Source organism: Streptomyces sp. NPDC098789, from assembly GCF_044759975.1.
In the GTDB taxonomy this organism is placed as follows: domain Bacteria; phylum Actinomycetota; class Actinomycetes; order Streptomycetales; family Streptomycetaceae; genus Streptomyces.
The window spans coordinates 503,401-521,225 of the sequence record NZ_JBIWAJ010000001.1 but is presented as its reverse complement, the minus strand read 5'-3'; the positions used below and the strand labels follow the sequence as shown (position 1 = coordinate 521,225).

The 17,825-nt window shown below is 69.3% G+C and carries 18 protein-coding genes; 2 read left to right on the top strand and 16 right to left on the bottom strand.

Annotated elements, in window-relative coordinates; translation table 11 throughout:
- Positions 1 to 94: 94 nt before the first annotated feature.
- The 8 genes from atpD to ACIQWR_RS02570 all read right to left on the bottom strand — a co-directional run bounded on the left by atpD (position 95) and on the right by ACIQWR_RS02570 (position 7,369).
- A complete protein-coding gene (gene atpD, locus ACIQWR_RS02605; protein ID WP_404004529.1) occupies positions 95 to 1,534 on the bottom strand; it encodes a F0F1 ATP synthase subunit beta in 1,440 nt (479 codons plus the stop codon).
- On the bottom strand, positions 1,534 to 2,451 hold the full coding sequence (locus ACIQWR_RS02600) for a F0F1 ATP synthase subunit gamma (RefSeq protein ID WP_404004526.1): 918 nt from the start codon (positions 2,449 to 2,451) through the stop codon (positions 1,534 to 1,536). Before ACIQWR_RS02600 ends, atpD begins: the two co-directional genes overlap by 1 nt.
- A gap of 20 nt (positions 2,452 to 2,471) precedes the next feature.
- Positions 2,472 to 4,067 carry a F0F1 ATP synthase subunit alpha gene (atpA, locus tag ACIQWR_RS02595; protein WP_404004523.1) on the bottom strand — a complete coding sequence of 532 codons (1,596 nt, stop codon included), beginning with the start codon at positions 4,065 to 4,067 and terminating at the stop codon, positions 2,472 to 2,474.
- A 129-nt stretch (positions 4,068 to 4,196) separates the two neighbouring features.
- Positions 4,197 to 5,012: a F0F1 ATP synthase subunit delta gene (locus ACIQWR_RS02590; RefSeq protein WP_404004520.1), complete on the bottom strand. Its 816-nt coding sequence runs from the start codon at positions 5,010 to 5,012 to the stop codon at positions 4,197 to 4,199.
- Positions 5,009 to 5,554, bottom strand: coding sequence for a F0F1 ATP synthase subunit B (locus ACIQWR_RS02585; protein WP_385774273.1), 546 nt, complete (start codon positions 5,552 to 5,554; stop codon positions 5,009 to 5,011). Before ACIQWR_RS02585 ends, ACIQWR_RS02590 begins: the two co-directional genes overlap by 4 nt.
- Positions 5,555 to 5,595: 41 nt before the next feature.
- Positions 5,596 to 5,844, bottom strand: coding sequence for a F0F1 ATP synthase subunit C (locus ACIQWR_RS02580; protein WP_351762174.1), 249 nt, complete (start codon positions 5,842 to 5,844; stop codon positions 5,596 to 5,598).
- Positions 5,845 to 5,915: 71 nt separating this feature from the next.
- The gene (atpB, locus tag ACIQWR_RS02575; RefSeq protein WP_404004518.1) at positions 5,916 to 6,767 is read right to left on the bottom strand and encodes a F0F1 ATP synthase subunit A; all 852 of its coding nucleotides are present in this window, start codon (positions 6,765 to 6,767) and stop codon (positions 5,916 to 5,918) included.
- 188 nt (positions 6,768 to 6,955) lie between these two features.
- A complete protein-coding gene (locus tag ACIQWR_RS02570) occupies positions 6,956 to 7,369 on the bottom strand; it encodes a hypothetical protein (protein ID WP_404004517.1) in 414 nt (137 codons plus the stop codon).
- A gap of 569 nt (positions 7,370 to 7,938) precedes the next feature.
- Between ACIQWR_RS02570 and ACIQWR_RS02565 the strand changes: the two genes are divergently transcribed.
- Together ACIQWR_RS02565 and ACIQWR_RS02560 are read left to right on the top strand one after the other, a co-directional pair.
- The gene (locus tag ACIQWR_RS02565) at positions 7,939 to 8,781 is read left to right on the top strand and encodes a metallophosphoesterase family protein (RefSeq protein WP_404005025.1); all 843 of its coding nucleotides are present in this window, start codon (positions 7,939 to 7,941) and stop codon (positions 8,779 to 8,781) included.
- A gap of 47 nt (positions 8,782 to 8,828) precedes the next feature.
- Complete coding sequence (locus tag ACIQWR_RS02560; RefSeq protein WP_404004515.1) at positions 8,829 to 9,554, top strand: 4'-phosphopantetheinyl transferase; 726 nt, start codon at positions 8,829 to 8,831, stop codon at positions 9,552 to 9,554.
- A 20-nt stretch (positions 9,555 to 9,574) separates the two neighbouring features.
- On the opposite strand, the gene ACIQWR_RS02555 is transcribed toward ACIQWR_RS02560, so the two are convergent.
- From ACIQWR_RS02555 to ACIQWR_RS02520, 8 genes are all read right to left on the bottom strand, one after another.
- The gene (locus tag ACIQWR_RS02555; protein WP_404004512.1) at positions 9,575 to 10,921 is read right to left on the bottom strand and encodes an MraY family glycosyltransferase; all 1,347 of its coding nucleotides are present in this window, start codon (positions 10,919 to 10,921) and stop codon (positions 9,575 to 9,577) included.
- Positions 10,922 to 11,037: 116 nt separating this feature from the next.
- Positions 11,038 to 12,270 (bottom strand): serine hydroxymethyltransferase, encoded by a 1,233-nt coding sequence (gene glyA / locus ACIQWR_RS02550; RefSeq protein WP_404004510.1) that lies wholly within the window; start codon positions 12,268 to 12,270, stop codon positions 11,038 to 11,040.
- Positions 12,271 to 12,618: 348 nt separating this feature from the next.
- The gene (locus tag ACIQWR_RS02545; RefSeq protein WP_404004508.1) at positions 12,619 to 13,257 is read right to left on the bottom strand and encodes a protein-tyrosine-phosphatase; all 639 of its coding nucleotides are present in this window, start codon (positions 13,255 to 13,257) and stop codon (positions 12,619 to 12,621) included.
- On the bottom strand, positions 13,254 to 13,901 hold the full coding sequence (locus ACIQWR_RS02540) for an L-threonylcarbamoyladenylate synthase (RefSeq protein WP_385774262.1): 648 nt from the start codon (positions 13,899 to 13,901) through the stop codon (positions 13,254 to 13,256). Before ACIQWR_RS02540 ends, ACIQWR_RS02545 begins: the two co-directional genes overlap by 4 nt.
- A 61-nt stretch (positions 13,902 to 13,962) precedes the next feature.
- Complete coding sequence (gene prmC, locus ACIQWR_RS02535) at positions 13,963 to 14,844, bottom strand: peptide chain release factor N(5)-glutamine methyltransferase (protein ID WP_399262728.1); 882 nt, start codon at positions 14,842 to 14,844, stop codon at positions 13,963 to 13,965.
- Positions 14,845 to 14,890: 46 nt separating this feature from the next.
- Positions 14,891 to 15,970, bottom strand: coding sequence for a peptide chain release factor 1 (gene prfA, locus ACIQWR_RS02530; RefSeq protein ID WP_404004504.1), 1,080 nt, complete (start codon positions 15,968 to 15,970; stop codon positions 14,891 to 14,893).
- 136 nt (positions 15,971 to 16,106) lie between these two features.
- Positions 16,107 to 16,325, bottom strand: coding sequence for a 50S ribosomal protein L31 (gene rpmE / locus ACIQWR_RS02525; protein WP_385774256.1), 219 nt, complete (start codon positions 16,323 to 16,325; stop codon positions 16,107 to 16,109).
- Between the two features lie 147 nt (positions 16,326 to 16,472).
- The gene (locus ACIQWR_RS02520) at positions 16,473 to 17,576 is read right to left on the bottom strand and encodes an LCP family protein (protein ID WP_404004502.1); all 1,104 of its coding nucleotides are present in this window, start codon (positions 17,574 to 17,576) and stop codon (positions 16,473 to 16,475) included.
- Positions 17,577 to 17,825 lie beyond the last annotated feature (249 nt).

Genomic DNA, 17,825 nt, shown 5'->3' with positions numbered 1-17,825 from the left:
GGGTGTTGGGTCAAATTCTAATGGGCGTGCGGAGGGGGACGGGACGCACCCGCCCCCCTACCGTCGATCAGCTGTGCTCACGAGGAGCCCGGCTTCAGGAGACGCCCAGCTCCTTGGCGTTGGCCTTGAGGTCCTCAATGCCACCGCACAGGAAGAACGCCTGCTCGGGGAAGTGGTCGTAGTCGCCGTCGCAGATCGCGTTGAAGGCGACGATCGACTCTTCGAGCGGCACGTCCGAACCGTCCACGCCGGTGAACTGCTTGGCGACGTGGGTGTTCTGCGACAGGAAGCGTTCGACACGACGGGCACGGTGGACAACGAGCTTGTCCTCCTCGCCCAGCTCGTCGATACCGAGGATCGCGATGATGTCCTGGAGGTCCTTGTACTTCTGCAGGATCCCCTTGACGCGCATCGCCGTGGCGTAGTGGTCCGCCGCGATGTACCGCGGGTCGAGGATGCGGGACGTCGAGTCCAGCGGGTCCACGGCCGGGTAGATGCCCTTCTCGGAGATCGGACGGGAAAGAACCGTCGTCGCGTCGAGGTGGGCGAAGGTGGTGGCCGGAGCCGGGTCGGTCAGGTCGTCCGCGGGGACGTAGATCGCCTGCATCGAGGTGATCGAGTGACCACGGGTCGAGGTGATGCGCTCCTGCAGCAGACCCATCTCGTCAGCCAGGTTCGGCTGGTAACCCACGGCGGACGGCATGCGACCGAGAAGGGTCGACACCTCCGAACCGGCCTGGGTGTAACGGAAGATGTTGTCGATGAAGAAGAGCACGTCCTGCTTCTGCACATCGCGGAAGTACTCCGCCATGGTCAGACCCGCCAGGGCGACGCGCAGACGGGTGCCCGGGGGCTCGTCCATCTGGCCGAAGACGAGGGCCGTCTTGTCGATGACGCCCGAGTCGGCCATTTCCTCGATGAGGTCGTTGCCCTCACGGGTACGCTCACCGACGCCCGCGAAGACCGACACACCGTCGTGGTTGTTGGCGACGCGGTAGATCATTTCCTGGATCAGAACGGTCTTGCCGACACCGGCACCACCGAACAGACCGATCTTTCCACCCTTGACGTACGGGGTGAGGAGGTCGATGACCTTGACGCCGGTCTCGAACATCTCCGTCTTCGACTCGAGCTCGTCGAAGCGGGGCGCCTTGCGGTGGATCGGCCAGCGCTCGGTGACGTTGGCGTTCTCCTCCGGGTAGTTCAGCACCTCACCGAGGGTGTTGAACACCTTGCCCTTGGTGAAGTCACCGACGGGGACGGTGATGCCCTCGCCCGTGTTGGTCACCACGGCCTGGCGGACCAGACCGTCGGTGGGCTGCATGGAGATGGTGCGGACCACGCCGTCGCCCAGGTGCTGGGCGACTTCCAGGGTCAGCGTCTTCAGTACGCCGTCCTCGGCCGGGTCGGCGACCTGGACCTTGAGGGCGTTGTAGATCTCGGGCATGGCGTCGACGGGGAACTCCACGTCGACGACCGGGCCGATGACCCGGGCGACGCGGCCCGTGGCGGCGGCCGTCTCAATGGTCGTCATTACTTGTCACTCCCCGCGGTCGCGTCTGCCATGGCGCTGGCGCCACCGACGATCTCGCTGATTTCCTGGGTGATTTCGGCCTGGCGGGCCGCGTTGGCAAGCCGGGAGAGGCTCTTGATGAGGTCCCCGGCGTTGTCGGTCGCCGACTTCATCGCGCGGCGGCGGGCGGCGTGCTCGGAAGCGGCCGACTGCAGCAGTGCGTTGTAGATGCGGCTCTCGACGTAGCGCGGCAGCAGGGCGTCGAGGACGTCCTCCGCCGACGGCTCGAAGTCGAACAGCGGAAGGATCTCGCCCTTCGCCCCGTCCTTCTCCGCAGCCTTGTCGAGACTGAGCGGCAGCATCCGGCCGTCGACCGCGTTCTGCGTCATCATCGACACGAACTCCGTGTAGACGATGTGCAGCTCGTCGACGCCACCCTCGGCCGTGTCGGCCTGGATGGCTTCGATCAGCGGCGCCGCGACGCGCTTGGCGTCGGCGTAGGCCGGGCTGTCGGTGAAGCCGGTCCACGAATCCGCGACCTTGCGCTCGCGGAACCCGAAGTAGGCGACACCCTTACGGCCGACGATGTAGGTGTCGACCTCCTTGCCCTCGCCGCGGAGCCGCTCGGCGAGCCGCTCCGCCTGCTTGAGGGCGTTCGAGGAGTAGCCGCCGGCCAGACCGCGGTCGCTCGTGATGAGCAGGACCGCGGCGCGGACCGGCGCCTCGACCTCGGTGGTCAGGGCGTGCTTGGTGTTCGAGCCGGTCGCCACCGCGGTCACCGCACGGGTGAGCTCGGTCGCGTACGGCATCGATGCCGCCACCTTGCGCTGCGCCTTGACGATGCGCGAGGCGGCGATCATTTCCATCGCCTTGGTGATCTTCTTGGTCGCCGTGACGGCACGGATGCGACGCTTGTAGACCCGGAGCTGCGCTCCCATGAGTCAGGTCCCTTCCGTCGTCACTTGGAGACGTTGACGGCCGGCGCGTCCTCGCCCAGGAGCTGGCCGTCCGAAGTCTCGAACTGCAGCTTGAAGCTGGCGATGGCGTCGGCGATCGCCGTCAGGGTGTCGTCCGACATCTTGGCGCCGTCGGCGATGGAGGTGAGGAGGTCCTTGCGCTCGCGGCGCAGGTGCTCCAGCAGCTCCGACTCGAAGCGACGGATGTCATTGACCGGGACCTCGTCCATCTTGCCGGTGGTACCGGCCCAGACGGAGACGACCTGCTCCTCGACGGGCATCGGCTGGTACTGGCCCTGCTTCAGCAGCTCGACGAGGCGCTTGCCGCGCTCCAGCGAAGCCTTCGAGGCGGCGTCCAGGTCGGAACCGAAGGCGGCGAACGCCTCCAGCTCACGGTACTGGGCGAGGTCCAGACGCAGACGGCCGGACACCTGGCGCATGGCCTTGTGCTGGGCCGAACCACCGACGCGGGAGACCGAGATACCGACGTTCAGCGCCGGGCGCTGGCCCGCGTTGAACAGGTCGGACTCCAGGAAGCACTGGCCGTCGGTGATGGAGATGACGTTGGTCGGGATGAACGCCGACACGTCGTTCGCCTTGGTCTCGACGATCGGCAGACCGGTCATCGAACCGGCGCCCATCTCGTCGGAGAGCTTCGCGCAGCGCTCCAGCAGACGCGAGTGCAAGTAGAAGACGTCGCCCGGGTAGGCCTCGCGGCCCGGCGGACGGCGCAGCAGCAGCGACACGGCGCGGTAGGCGTCGGCCTGCTTCGACAGGTCGTCGAAGATGATCAGGACGTGCTTGCCGGCGTACATCCAGTGCTGGCCGATGGCCGAACCGGTGTACGGCGCCAGGTACTTGAAGCCGGCCGGGTCGGACGCCGGGGCGGCGACGATCGTCGTGTACTCGAGCGCGCCGGCCTCTTCCAGGGCGCCGCGAACGGACGCGATGGTCGAGCCCTTCTGGCCGATGGCGACGTAGATGCAGCGAACCTGCTTGTTCACGTCGCCCGAGCGCCAGTTGTCGCGCTGGTTGATGATCGTGTCGACGGCCAGAGCGGTCTTGCCGGTCTGACGGTCGCCGATGACCAGCTGACGCTGACCACGGCCGATCGGCACCATCGCGTCGATGGCCTTGTAGCCGGTCTGCATCGGCTCGTGGACCGACTTGCGGACCATGACGCCGGGGGCCTGCAGCTCGAGGGCGCGGCGGCCCTCGGTCGCGATCTCGCCGAGGCCGTCGATCGGGTTGCCGAGCGGGTCGACGACGCGGCCGAGGTAGCCCTCGCCTACGCCGACGGAGAGCACCTCGCCGGTGCGCTGCACCGACTGGCCCTCCTCGATACCGCTGAACTCGCCGAGGACGACCGCACCGATCTCCCGCTCCTCAAGGTTGAGGGCGAGACCGAGGGTGCCGTCCTCGAACTTCAGCAGCTCGTTCGCCATGGCGGAGGGAAGACCCTCCACCTTCGCGATGCCGTCGCCGGCAACGCTGACCGTTCCGACCTCCTCGCGCGAGGCCGCGTCCGGCTGGTACGACTGGACAAAGTTCTCCAGTGCGTCCCGGATCTCCTCCGGCCGGATCGTGAGCTCCGCCATCTGGGTTCCCTGCTCTCCTTGTTGGGCCTGAAGCTTCTTTGGGGTCTGGGGGCGACCCCCAGGAATCTTCTGCAAGTTCTGCACGGCCCAACCGGGCCGCTGGAAATGCTTCTTGTGTTGGGTGGCCGGTCAGCCGGCCATGCGGCGGGTCGCCTCGCTGAGGCGGTCCGCGATGGTGCCGTCGATGACCTCGTCGCCGACCCGCACCACGATCCCGCCGAGGACCGTGGGGTCCACGTCGAGGTTCAGGTGCATCTGGCGGCCGTACAGCTTGGCCAGGACGGCGCCGAGGCGCTGCTTCTGCACGTCGCTGAGCGGAACCGCGGAGGTCACCGTGGCGACCATGCGGCTGCGGCGCTCGGCTGCGAGCGTGGAGAGGGAGTCGAGTCCCGCTTCCAGGCTGCGGCCACGCGGGTGCGTGACGAGGCGCGTGACCAGACGCTCACTGACCGGGTTGGCCTTGCCACCGAGGAGGCTGGCGAGCAGCGCACCCTTGGCGGAACCGGGGGCCGTACGGTCGGTCAGCGCGGCGCGCAGCTCGGTGCTCGATGCGACGATCCGGCCGAAGCGGAACAGCTCGTCCTCGACGTCGTCGAGCGCGCCGGACCGGTGTGCACCGGTGAGCTCGGCGGTGTCCGCCAGCTCCTCCAGCGCGTCGACCAGATCACGCGGCCGCGACCAGCGCGAACGGACCATGCCGGACACCAGGTCGAGGGTCTCCCCGCCCACCTGGCCGTTCAGCAGACGACCCACCAGCTCGGCCTTGGCCGCGCCGGCCTGCGCCGGGTCCGTGATGACCCGACGCAGCGAGACCTCACGGTCGAGCAGCGCGGTGACGGCAGCCAGCTCACCGGCGAGCTTCGCCGCGTCGACGGACGTGTTGTCCGTCAGCGCGTCGAGACGCTCGCGTGCGGCGGCCAGAGCCTCGCGGCTCGCTCCGTTCATCGGGCTGCCTCGGCCTTCTCCTCGAGCTCGCCGAGGAAGCGGTCGATCGTGCGGCTCTGTCGGGCGTGGTCCTCGAGGGACTCGCCGACGAGCTTGCCGGCCAGGTCGGTGGCGAGCTTGCCCACGTCCTGACGCAGCGCCTGAGACGCGGCCTTGCGGTCGGCCTCGATCTGGGCGTGGCCGGCAGCGATGATCTCCTCACGCTGCCGCTGGCCCTCTGCGCGCAGTTCTTCCTTGAGCGCAGTGCCCTGCTCCAGCGCGTCCTGGCGCAGGCGGGCAGCCTCGTGGCGGGCCTCGGCGAGCTGAGCCCTGTACTGCTCCAGCACGCTCTGGGCCTCGGTCTGGGCCGACTCGGCCTTCTCGATACCGCCTTCGATGGCCTCGCGACGCTGTTCCAGAACCTTGTTGATGTTCGGGAGGAGCTTCTTCGCGAGGACGCCGAAGACGATGACGAAGGCGATCAGACCGATGACGAGCTCGGGGATCGGCGGGACGAGGGGATTCTGAATCTCCTCGGCTGCCAGCGGTACCAGGGCGATCACATCAGTGCCTTCCGTCGAAAATGTTTCTCAGTCGCGAGAGATCAAGAAGGGACCGGGTAGACGAAGCCCATGACGAGACCGATCAGGGCGAGCGCCTCACAGAGGACGAAGCCGAGGATCTGGTTCTGACGGATGAGGCCGGCGGCCTCGGGCTGACGCGCCAGCGCCTGGGTACCGTTACCGAAGATGATGCCGACGCCGACGCCGGGGCCGATCGCGGCGAGGCCGTAGCCGATCGCTCCGAGGTTGCCCTGGAGGTTGACCGCAGCGAGGGTCTCGAGAGCAGACATGCCGTTTCTTCCTTCTGTTTCACGTGCCGGTGGGGGTTGGCCACCGGATGTAAATGGGGGGTGCTCGACCGTCAGTGGTGGTCGGCGAGAGCGCCCTGGATGTAGCTGCACGAGAGCAGGACGAAGACGTACGCCTGCAGTGCCTGGATGAACAGCTCGAAGACCGTCATCACGAGGACCATCACGAACGAGACGCTCGCGTAAGCGATACCGATGCCGTTGAGCAGGTACCAGCTCGCGATGGTGAAGATCAGCAGCAGTACGTGACCCGCGAACATGTTCGCGAAGAGACGGACAGCGTGGGTGAACGGCCGGATGATCATGTTCGACAGGAACTCGAACAGCATGACCACCGGGAACACCGGCCCGAGCGACTTGTCGTAGGCCGTGATGTTCTTGAGGCCGCCGATGAAGCCGTGGCGCTTGAAGGTGACGCTCACCCACAGCACGTACACGATCGCGGCGAGGCCGGCCGGGAAGGCAATGACCGACGTCACCGGGAACTGGGCCAGCGGGATGATGGACCAGATGTTCATCATCCAGATGAAGAAGAACAACGAGACCATGAGCGGAACGTACTTTTCGCCCTCGCGCTTACCGAGCGTCTCGTAGACCACTCCGCGGCGGACGAAGTCGTATCCGGCCTCGCCGACCATCTGCAGCTTGCCCGGGATCAACTTCGGCTTACGGAAAGCCGCCCAGAAGAACCCGACGACGATGAGCGAGCTCAGCAAAGCCAGAACAATCGGCTTGTTGACCTCGATACCGCCGACCGTGAACATCGGCTTGAACAAGAAGGAGTGCAGGCCGGGGGTCGGGAAGCCGCACCCTTCGAAGATGTGACAATCAGTCTCGAAGGCGAGCGTCATGGCGTCACTCACCGCGAGCTCCTTCAACTTGACGCATGGGTACGGCAACCTCATTGTGTCGGCGCGGCCTGCGACCGCGGAACGGCACTGGACTGGACTGGCGGATACCTATGTGCGGCGATTGAGTATCAAGGGCCAACCACGCTCATCTGTCGCCCCTGCACGCCGCCCGCGCAAACCTGCCGCAGTTGTGGCGAGACGATAGCAAACGAGCGGAAGCCTCTTTACACCCGGCCTACACACTACGAGGGCGTGCTGGCCCCTTCTGGCTCTACATAAAGGATTTTCGACTTCATGTGCGCCCGCACTTGCGCGGCCATCCAGACGAGAGTGGCCGCGAGCAGGGTGAAGGCGGTGCACTTGGTATCGAAGACCGCGACGCGCTTGACGATGCTCAGCACGATCATCAGTACAAGGATCTGCGTCGTATAGAGCAACAGACCCATCATCTGGAAGAGATGGGGCAAGGAACGAGCGGTCCGCTGAAGGGCGATCAGCCCTCCCCCCATGAACACGAGGACGAGTGCCGCGCCGAAGGCGGCACCCAGCGCGCCCTTGCCGCCCGCGAGGGCAGCACTGACCGCGATCCCGACACCGCCGACGACGGTCGTGGGGACGAAGCAGTACAGGAGTGTTCGGGCGTCGTTGGACTGCATGACGGCAGCTCCTCCGGCGAGGTGTTGGTGGGGTCTGGTCACCGCCAGTGGACGGATGTGACCGGGAGTAACTTGCGTGTGAGGGAAGACGGTTCGCACTGCACGGTCTTCGCGCACTCATCCCGGGCGCTTGCGAACGGTATCACAAAGTATTTGATGCAGACTTTACTCAACTATTATGCCGCTCGTCACACGGATGGGTCAACGCTCGCTCACCTGAGCACCCGCACGCGGGTCCAGAAGCGCGACGAGGGCCTCGTCCGGGACCAGTATCTACGGTCCCGGACGACGCCCCGCCCGGGTGGGCGGGTGTCGGCGCGCACCGAACTTCGTGCGAATGATGCGGCCGGACCGCCCGCCGCGCTCGATCACCCTTGTGGGGGCGCCGGCGGCCATGGCCGGAACGGTGCGGCCGACCCCTTACTGCACGCCCACTCCCCCCCTGGGTATGTTGTTCCGGGGCGGGCCGGTGTTTCGGGGCCATGAGTCCCGAACCCGGGAGGAGCGACAAGCAGTTGAGTCACCAGGACCACGCCACGGCCCCCCGCCCCGCAGCTGCCGGGCGGTTGATGGCCATCAGCGACCTGCACGTGCGGTACGAGCGCAACCGGGAGATCGTCCGGGACCTGCGGGCGGACTCGGCGGACGACTGGCTCATCGTGGCCGGTGACGTCGGCGAGACCGTGTCCGACATCCGGGAATCGCTCGCCCTCTTGCAGGAACGATTCGCCCGGGTGATCTGGGTACCCGGGAACCACGAGCTGTGGACCGACCCGAGCGACCCGGTGCAGCTGCGCGGCGAGGCGAAGTACCGACACCTGGTGGACATCTGCCGGGAGCTGGGCGTCGTCACCCCGGAGGACCCGTACCCGGTGTGGCACGGGGAGAACGGCCCCGTCGCCGTCGTCCCGCTCTTCCTCCTCTACGACTACACGTTCCGGCCCGCCGGAGCGGTGTCCCAGGAGCACGCCCTCGAACTGGCCGACAAGGCCGGAGTGATCTGCACCGACGAGTTCATGCTGCACCCCGATCCGTACCCGAGCCGCGAGGCGTGGTGCCGGGCCCGGCTGGAGGAGACCCGCGCCAGGCTCGACGCGCTGCCGCCCGACCTGCCCACCGTGCTGGTCAACCACTTCCCCCTGGTCCGCGAACCCACCCGCGTCCTGCGCTACCCCGAGTTCGCGCTGTGGTGCGGCACCGAGGAGACGGCCGACTGGCACCGCCGGTACCGCGCGGCCGCGGTGGTCTACGGCCACCTGCACATCCCGCGCACCATCCACTGCGACGGAGTGCCGCACCACGAGGTCTCCCTCGGCTACCCGAGGGAGTGGGAGCGCCGCGCGACCCCGCCGGGCCGACCGGTCCAGATCCTGGCGGGCGCCGCCGCGACGGATCCCGCCCGCAGCCGGTGAACCGCCCCCGCCGGGGAACCGGCGGCGGGAAGAGCAAGAGGTAAGTCGTGATCGAGTCGCTGTTGCCCCCGCACGTCCGGTCCTTCGACACGTTCGAGGACGTGCCGTTCTCGTCGCTGTACCCCGAGGAGGCGGCCCTCGTCCGCAACTCGGTCGAGCACCGCCGCCGCGAGTTCGCCACCGCGCGGCACTGCGCCCACCGGGCGCTGGCCGCCCTCGGCGTCCCGCCGGCCCCCCTGCTCGCGACACCGCGGGGTGCTCCCGTGTGGCCCGCCGCGGTACGGGGCTCGATCACCCACGCCACCGGCTACCGCGCCGCGGTCGTCGCCGACGCGTCGCGGGTCGCCGCCATCGGCATCGACGCGGAACTCGACCGCCCGCTCCCGGACGGGGTGCTCGAAAGCATCGCCCTGCCGCTGGAACGGGCACAGGTGAAGCGGCACACGGCCCTGCACCCCGGCATCCACTGGGGAAAGCTGCTCTTCAGCGCCAAGGAGTGCGTCTACAAGGCGTGGTTCCCGCAGACCTCGCAGGAGCTGGAGTTCGAGGACGCCCTCATCCGGATCGATCCACTGGCCGGGACCTTCTCCGCGCGCCTGCTGCCGCCGGCACTGGTCTCCGCCGAACCGGAGCTGAGCGTCTTCGCGGGCCGGTGGACGGTGCGCGAGGGGATCATCGTCACCGCGATCGTCCTGGACGCCCCGCCGGCCGCCCACGACGACCGGGCCCACGGCCCGGGCCTGCTGCGCGCCCCCGCACGTTCGCTTTCCTGAGGCTCCGGGCAGCGGCCCGGTCAGGCCCGCTCGCGGTCCCGCGTACGGCCGTTGGCCGGGCGGCTGGACAGCGCGGTGGCGCCGTGGAGACCGTAGGAGGCCGGGGTCCGTTCCAGGGCTTCCTCCGCCGGTCCGGTGGGGGACCCGCTCCGCACGGCCTCGACGTCGGTGGGCACGGCCTCGACGGCGACCGTCGTACGCCGGCGCCGGTAGCGCGGCGGCAGGAAGGACTCCGCCCAGCGCGGCGCGCGGGGGGTGAAGCGCGGCAGCAGGAGCAGGACGAGCCCGACCGCGCTCAGCGCGACGATCACGAGGACGATCAGCATCGAGGCGGAGTGCACCGAGTACGCCAGCGCCCCGAAGGCGATCAGCGCCGACCAGAAGTACATGATCAACACGGCGCGGCTGTGCGAGTGCCCGACCTCCAACAGCCGGTGGTGCAGGTGTCCGCGGTCGGCGGCGAAGGGCGACTGGCCGTTCCAGGTGCGCCGGACGATGGCCAGGACCAGGTCCGCGACGGGGATCGCGATGATCGTCAGCGGCAGCAGCAGCGGGATGAAGACGGGCAGCATCGCGTGGGTCGCGTTGCGCTCACCACCGGCGAACAGGGCCATCGCGTCCGGGTCCACCTGCCCGGTGATGGAGATGGCGGAGGCGGCGAGCACGAGGCCGATCAGCATCGACCCGGAGTCGCCCATGAAGATCCGCGCGGGGTGCATGTTGTGCGGCAGGAAGCCGATGCACATGCCCATCAGGATCGCCGCGAAGAGCGTCGCCGGGGCGGCCGCCTCGATCGCGTAGCCGAACCAGATGCGGTAGGCGTAGAGGAAGAACGCGGCGGCGGCGATGCAGACCAGGCCGGCGGCGAGACCGTCGAGTCCGTCCACGAAGTTCACGGCGTTGATGGTGATGACGACGAGCGCGACGGTGAGCAGGTTGCCCTGCCACTGGGTGAGCGAGACGGTGCCGATGCCGGGGACCGGGATCCACAGGACCGTCAGGCCCTGCATGACCATCACGCCCGCGGAGATCATCTGTGCGCCGAGCTTGATCAGGGCGTCGATCTCGAACTTGTCGTCGAGGACGCCGATCAGCCAGATCAGCGCCGCCCCGGAGAGCAGCGCCCGTGGTTCGTTGGACAGCTCGAAGACGCCGTTGAGGTTCGGCAGGTGGTCGGCGACGAGCAGGCCCGCGCACAGTCCGCCGAACATCGCGATGCCGCCGAGGCGCGGAGTGGGCTCGCGGTGCACGTCGCGCGCGCGGATCTTGGGCATCGCACCGGCCGCGATCGCGAACTTCCGTACCGGCCCGGTGAGCAGGTACGTCACCGCCACCGTGACGCAGAGCGTCAGCAGATATTCACGCACGGGCTGCCCCAGATGTATCGCCGGCCATCTCAGCCCCACACATTAGCCGCGATGTCCCCCCGTAAGGGGACGCGGGCGGACCCCGAACCGGTTGCACTACCCGCTGTTCTCGCTGGTTACTCCCCGTACGGAGGAAATCCCAGGGCCAGTTCGGCGATCTCCGCCCGGACGCGGGCGGGGTCGCCCCCGGTCAGGGCCGCCGTGAAGAGGGTGGCGATCCGGGCCATCTCCGTCTCCCCCATGCCCTGGGTGGTCACCGCCGCGGTACCGAGCCGCAGGCCGCGCTGGTCCCCGTACGGCAGGACGCAGGTGTCCAGCACCAGGCCCGCGGCGGCCAGCCGTCCCCGCGCGGTGGGGCCGTCGACGCCGAGGGGCGCCGGGTCGGCCGTGATCAGGTGGGTGTCGGTGCCGCCCGTGGTGACCGCGAGTCCGCGCACGCGCAGCGCTTCGGCCAGGGCGCGCGCGTTGGCGACGACCCGGTGGGCGTAGGTGGTGAAGGCCGGGGTCGCGGCCTCGCCGAAGGCGACCGCCTTGGCGGCGATGGTGTGCATCTGCGCGCCGCCCTGGGTGAGGGGGAAGACGGCGCGGTCGATCCGCTCCGCGAACTCGGCGCCGCACAGGATCATGCCGCCGCGGGGGCCGCGCAGCACCTTGTGGGTGGTGGCGCAGACGACGTCCGCGTACGGGACCGGGCTCGGGGCGGCGCCGCCCGCGACCAGCCCGATGGGGTGGGAGGCGTCCGCGATGAGGAGGGCCCCGACCTCGTCGGCGATCTCGCGGAAGGCCGAGTACTCGGGGTGGCGGGGGTAGGAGATGGAGCCGCAGACGATGGCCTCGGGGCGGTGCTTTCGAGCCAGCTCCTGGACCTGGAGGTAGTCGATGAGCCCGGTCCGGGCGTCGACCCCGTAGCCGACGAAGTCGAACCAGCGGCCGGAGAGGTTCGCGGGGGAACCGTGCGTGAGGTGGCCGCCGTACGGGAGCCCCATGGCCAGCACGGTGGCGCCGGGGCGCAGCAGCGCGGCGTAGGCGGCGAGCACGGCGGCGGAGCCGGAGTGCGGCTGGACGTTGGCGTGCTCGGCCCCGAAGAGGGCCCGGGCCCGCTCCACCGCCACGCGTTCCGCCTGGTCGGCGTACTCGCAGCCGCCGTGGTGGCGGGCGCCGGGGTAGCCCTCGGCGTACTTGTTCGCCAGCGCGGAGCCGAGGGTCGCCAGGACGGCGGTGGAGGTGAAGTTCTCGGCCGCGATGAGCTGGAGGCTCTCCGCCTGGCGCAGCGCCTCGCCGGCGAGGACGTCGGCCATCAGCGGATCCTGGCGGCGCAGGGTGTCCGTCGGCTGGGTGATGACGCTCATGGCGCGGCTCCGACGCGGTGGGTGGACCGGGTAGCCCAACTCTAGGCCCGCCCCCCAGATCCCGCCTTTTCTGCCCGGGGGGGGAGGGGGCACCCGGCGCCGGTAACGGGAAGCGCCGCTCCCCACCACCCTCCGGGGGCGCCTCAAACGCCGGCGAGGCTGAATCCGCCCCCACCGGGCCCGACCAAATCCAGCCCGCCCGGCGATTGAGGGCACCACCGGCCCGCAGCGGACACACGGGATCGGCCGAATTCAGCCCGCCCGGCGATTGAGGGCATCGCCGCGCCGCAGCGGACGCGCGGGGTCGGCCTCACTCAGCCCGCCCGGGAGGGGGCACGGCCCCGGAGGTCAGCGGCGGTCGCCGACGCCCGTCAGGGCGGTGACGACCGGGTCCAGCGCCTGCTGGATCTCGTCGCCGATCGAGCGGAAGAACGTGATCGGCGCACCGTACGGGTCGTACACCTCGTCCGCATCGGGCGACGGCGCCAACAGCCACCCCCGCAGCGCCGCGGCAGCCCGCACCAACGCCCGCGCCCGCTCCGCCATGCCCTCGTCGAGCGGCGGCAGCGTGGCGGGGTCTATCGCCCGGACCAGCCGGGTGAACTCCTTGAGCGTGAAGGTCCGCAGTCCGGCCGAGTGCCCCATCGAGATGACCTGCGCCCGGTGGTCCCGCGTGGCGGTCAGCACCAGGTCCGCGCGTATGACGTGCTCGTCGAGCAGCTCCCGCCCGATGAACCCGCTCGCGTCGGCACCGAAGTCCGCGAGGACCGCCGCCGCGTTCGCCTCCATGGGCGCACCCTCGTGCCCCCAGGTCCCGGCGCTCTCGACGATGAGCCCACCGGCCGGCGTCCCACCGAGGCGGTGGGTCAGGGCATGCCGCGTCAGCCGCTCGGTGATGGGCGAGCGGCAGACGTTGCCGGTGCTGACGTGGAGTATGCGGAAGGCGTCCCCTCCGGCCCTTGCTATGCCACGCCCCTCAGGGCTCACGGAGCCACCTCGAGGTCGGGTACGACCTCGCGCAGCTGGTCCGCGGTCAACGCTCCCTCGCGCAGCAGTACGGGAACCTTCCCGGTGACATCGACGATCGACGACGGCTGCATGCCGGGGGTCGGCCCGCCGTCCAGGTACACGGACACGGAGTCGCCGAGCATCTCGCGGGCGGCGTCACAGTCCTCCGGCGCGGGGTGACCCGTGAGGTTCGCCGAGGAGACGGCCATCGGCCCGACCTCGGTCAGCAGCTCGATCGCGACGGGGTGCAGCGGCATGCGGACGGCCACGGTGCCACGGGTCTCGCCGAGGTCCCAGGCCAGCGACGGCTGGTGCTTGGCGACGAGGGTCAGCGCGCCGGGCCAGAAGGCGTCGACCAGCTCCCAGGCCTGCTCGGTGAAGTCCGTGACCAGGCCGTGGAGGGTGTTCGGGGAGCCGATGAGCACGGGCGTGGGCATGTTGCGGCCCCGGCCCTTGGCGGCCAGCAGGTCGCCGACGGCCTCCGCGCTGAAGGCGTCCGCACCGATCCCGTAGAGCGTGTCCGTCGGCAGCACGACGAGTTCGCCGCGGCGCACGGCGGATGCGGCTTCGCGAAGGCCCGTCTTGCGGTCCGTCGCGTCGTTGCAGTCGTATCGCCGGGCCATCAGCGGGCCTCCTCGTGCGGGGTGATCGTGGCAGGGGTGTGCACCGGGCGGATGGGGCTCGTCACGGCATGGCCTTGCGGGCCGTGGCGAAGCGCGGCCGGTTGTTCAGGTCGGGGTGGTCGGCGGCATCGGCCCAGCCCCGCTCGTCGGCGAAGATCCACGGCACCTGGCCGCCCTGGGTGTCGGCGTGCTCGATGACGACGATCCCGCCGGGACGCAGCAGCCGGTGGGCGGTGCGTTCGATGCCGCGGATGGTGTCGAGGCCGTCCTCGCCGGAGAAGAGCGCCATCTCCGGGTCGTGGTCCCGGGCCTCGGGGGCGACGTACTCCCACTCGGTGAGCGGGATGTACGGCGGGTTGGAGATCACCAGGTCGACCTGGCCGTCCAGCTCCGGGAGCGCGCTGAGCGCGTCGCCCTGGTGGACGCTGACCCGGGACCCCTCGGCGTTCTTGCGGGTCCACTGGAGGGCGTCCTCGGACAGCTCCACCGCGTGCACGCGCGAGCGCGGGACCTCCTGCGCCATGGCGAGCGCGATGGCGCCGGAGCCGGTGCAGAGGTCCACGATCAGCGGTTCGACGACGTCCATCGCCCGTACGGCCTGTATGGCCCAGTCCACGACGGACTCGGTCTCCGGCCGCGGGACGAAGACGCCCGGTCCCACCTGGAGCTCCAGGTAGCGGAAGAAGGCGCGTCCGGTGATGTGCTGGAGCGGCTCGCGCGCTTCGCGGCGGGCGATGGTCTCCCAGTACCGGGCGTCGAAGTCGCCGTCCTTGACCGTGTGCAGTTCACCCCGTTTGACGCCGTGCACGAAGGCCGCGAGTTCCTCCGCGTCGAAACGCGGGGAGGGTACGCCTGCGGCGGCCAGCCGCTGGGTGGCCTGGGCCACCTCGGCAAGCAGCAGACTGCGGGGGCCTGGGGGTCGCCCCCCAGATTGTGGCTGCACGCTGGTCCTCCGGGCTGCTGTCGTACGGGTGGGACGGACGGAAGGGTTACTGCGCGGCCGCGAGCTTGGCGGCGGAGTCCGTGTCGACACAGGCCTGGATGACCGAGTCGAGGTCGCCGTCGAGCACCTGGTCCAAGTTGTACGCCTTGAAGCCGGTCCGGTGGTCCGAGATCCGGTTTTCCGGGAAGTTGTACGTGCGGATCTTCTCGGAGCGGTCGACGGTGCGCACCTGGCTGCGGCGCACGTCGGAAGCCTCCTGCTCAGCGGCCTCCTGGGCGGCGGCCAGCAGGCGCGAACGCAGGATGCGCATGGCCTGCTCCTTGTTCTGGAGCTGGCTCTTCTCGTTCTGGCAGGACGCCACGACACCGGTCGGCACGTGCGTGATGCGCACGGCGGAGTCGGTGGTGTTGACGGACTGGCCGCCGGGGCCGGACGAGCGGTACACGTCGATGCGCAGGTCGTTCATGTTGACCTCGACCTCGACCTCCTCGGCCTCCGGGGTGACGAGCACGCCCGCGGCGGAGGTGTGGATGCGGCCCTGGGACTCGGTGGCCGGAACGCGCTGGACGCGGTGCACGCCGCCCTCGTACTTCAGACGGGCCCAGACGCCCTGGCCGGGCTCGGTCGCGCCGTTGCCGCCCTTGGTGCGCACGGAGACCTGGACGTCCTTGTAGCCGCCCAGCTCGGACTCGGTGGCGTCGATGATCTCGGTCTTCCAGCCGACGCGCTCCGCGTAGCGCAGGTACATGCGCAGCAGGTCACCGGCGAAGAGGGCGGACTCGTCGCCGCCCGCGCCCGCCTTGACCTCCAGGAGCACGTCCTTGTCGTCGCTGGGGTCGCGCGGAACGAGCAGCAGGCGGAGCTTTTCGGTCAGCTCGACGCGCTGGGCGCTCAGTTCCTTGACCTCCGCGGCGAAGTCGGGATCGTCGGCCGCGAACTCCTTGGCCGTCTCGATGTCCTCCGCCGTCTGCTTCCACGCCCGGAACGTCGCGACGATCGGGGTCAGCTCCGCGTAGCGCTTGTTGAGCTTGCGCGCGTTGGCCTGATCGGAGTGGACCGACGGGTCGGCGAGCTTCTTCTCAAGATCGGCGTGCTCGCCGATCAGGTCCTCGACCGCCTCGAACATCGGGGGCTCCTGGGGTGAAAAGTACGAACGGGCTGCGGAAGGGCTCTGGCGCCGCGTGGGGCCAGGACGACAAAGGCGCCGGTCCGGCCGCCCCCGCGCGTGGTGGGGGCGGCCGTAGACCGGCGCCGTGGGCTCGCTACTTCGAGCCGGCAGCCTTGCCGAAGCGGGCCTCGAAGCGGGCCACGCGGCCACCGGTGTCGAGGATCTTCTGCTTGCCCGTGTAGAACGGGTGGCACTCGGAGCAGACCTCGGCACGGATGGTGCCCTCGGCCAGGGTGCTACGGGTGGTGAACGACGCGCCACAGGTGCAGCTGACCTGGGTCTCGACGTACTGGGGGTGGATGTCGCTCTTCAAGGTGTCTCCTAGATCGGGAGGGCACCGGGTCGCAGGGGCCGAATTGCGCGCTGCGTGAACCGGGGCCGACGGACCAGTCTGCCAGGACCGGGCCGCCTGTCAAAATTCAGGACGCCAGCCATAACGGGCACGGGACCTCCGGTATTCCTACTGGACGATCGAACCCGCCCCGCTCTTGTCATTGGCGGAGTTCTGCGTGGCCTCTTCGGGTATCGGCCGGTCACCGCGCAGGGCCTCCCAGACCTGCTTGGACTCCTTCTCCAGCGGAATGACCCGGTCCTTGTCCTTGGGGTAGTCCATCACCGGCAGGGTGACCATGTGCATGTTCTCGGCCCCGAGGCCCTGCAGGCCGGCGGCGAAGCCCATGAGGGACTTCACGTCGCCGAGGCCCTTGTCGGTGGTGATCGCCTTGGTGGCGGTGTCCGCGACGGCCAGCAGTCGCTTGGGGTTGTCGAACACCCCGATGCTCTTGACCTGCTTGATCAGCGCCTTGATGAACGCCTGCTGGAGCTGTATTCGACCGAGGTCGCTGCCGACGCCGACGCTCTTGCGGGTGCGGACCAGGCCGAGGGACTGTTCGCCGTTGAGCTTGTGGGAGCCGGCCGGGAGGTCGAGGTGGCTGCCCTTGTCGTCCTTGATCGGCTTGGTGGTGGTCAGCGGGACGCCGCCCAGGCTGTCGACGATCTTCTTGAAGCCGGTGAAGTCGACCTCGATGTAGTGGTCCATCCGGATCCCCGACATCGATTCGACGGTCTTGACCGCGCAGGCGGCCCCGCCGACCGTGTACGCCTCGTTGAACTGCTCGAAGGTGGGCTTGGCCGTCTTGCCGTTGCTCGTCGTGCAGGCCGGCCGGTTGACCATGGTGTCGCGCGGGATCGAAACGATGCTCGCCTGCTTGTGGCCGTCGTAGAGGTGGACGACCATCGCGGTGTCCGAGCGCGCCGAACCGCCGTCGTCGGCCCCGTACTGGGCGTTGTCGCCGCCGCGCGTGTCGGAGCCGAGGACGAGGATGTCCATCGAGCCGTTGTCCACGTTCTGCGGGCGGTCCTTGCCGAGCGCGGCGTCGATGTCCACGCTCTTCAGGTTGCTGTTGTACTTCACGTAGAAGTACCCCAGGCCCGCCCCACCCAGCAGGACCACCCCCGCCGCGGTCCAGGCGGAGATGGTCAGGGCCCTGCGGCGCTTCGTCGTCGGTTTCCGGCGGCTGCGCCTGGCGGCACGCCTGCCGCTGCCCCTGCTGTCCTGACTCATGCTCTCCTCAGTCCTGATGTCCCGGCGACCCGGTCCGGACGCCACCCCCGTTGCCGAATGTCCTCATCCTTCAGACGGTCCAGCGGACCCTAGGGTTCCACGCCGAATGTGACCATTCGGTGATGAACGTCCATCCGATCATCCTGCGGACGCTCCGCGCAACGTCCTCGCCACCTGCGCCTTCGTAGGGCGGGCGGGGTTCCCCGGGGCCCCCGCCCCTGTGGTGAAGGTCGCACGGGCCCGCAAACG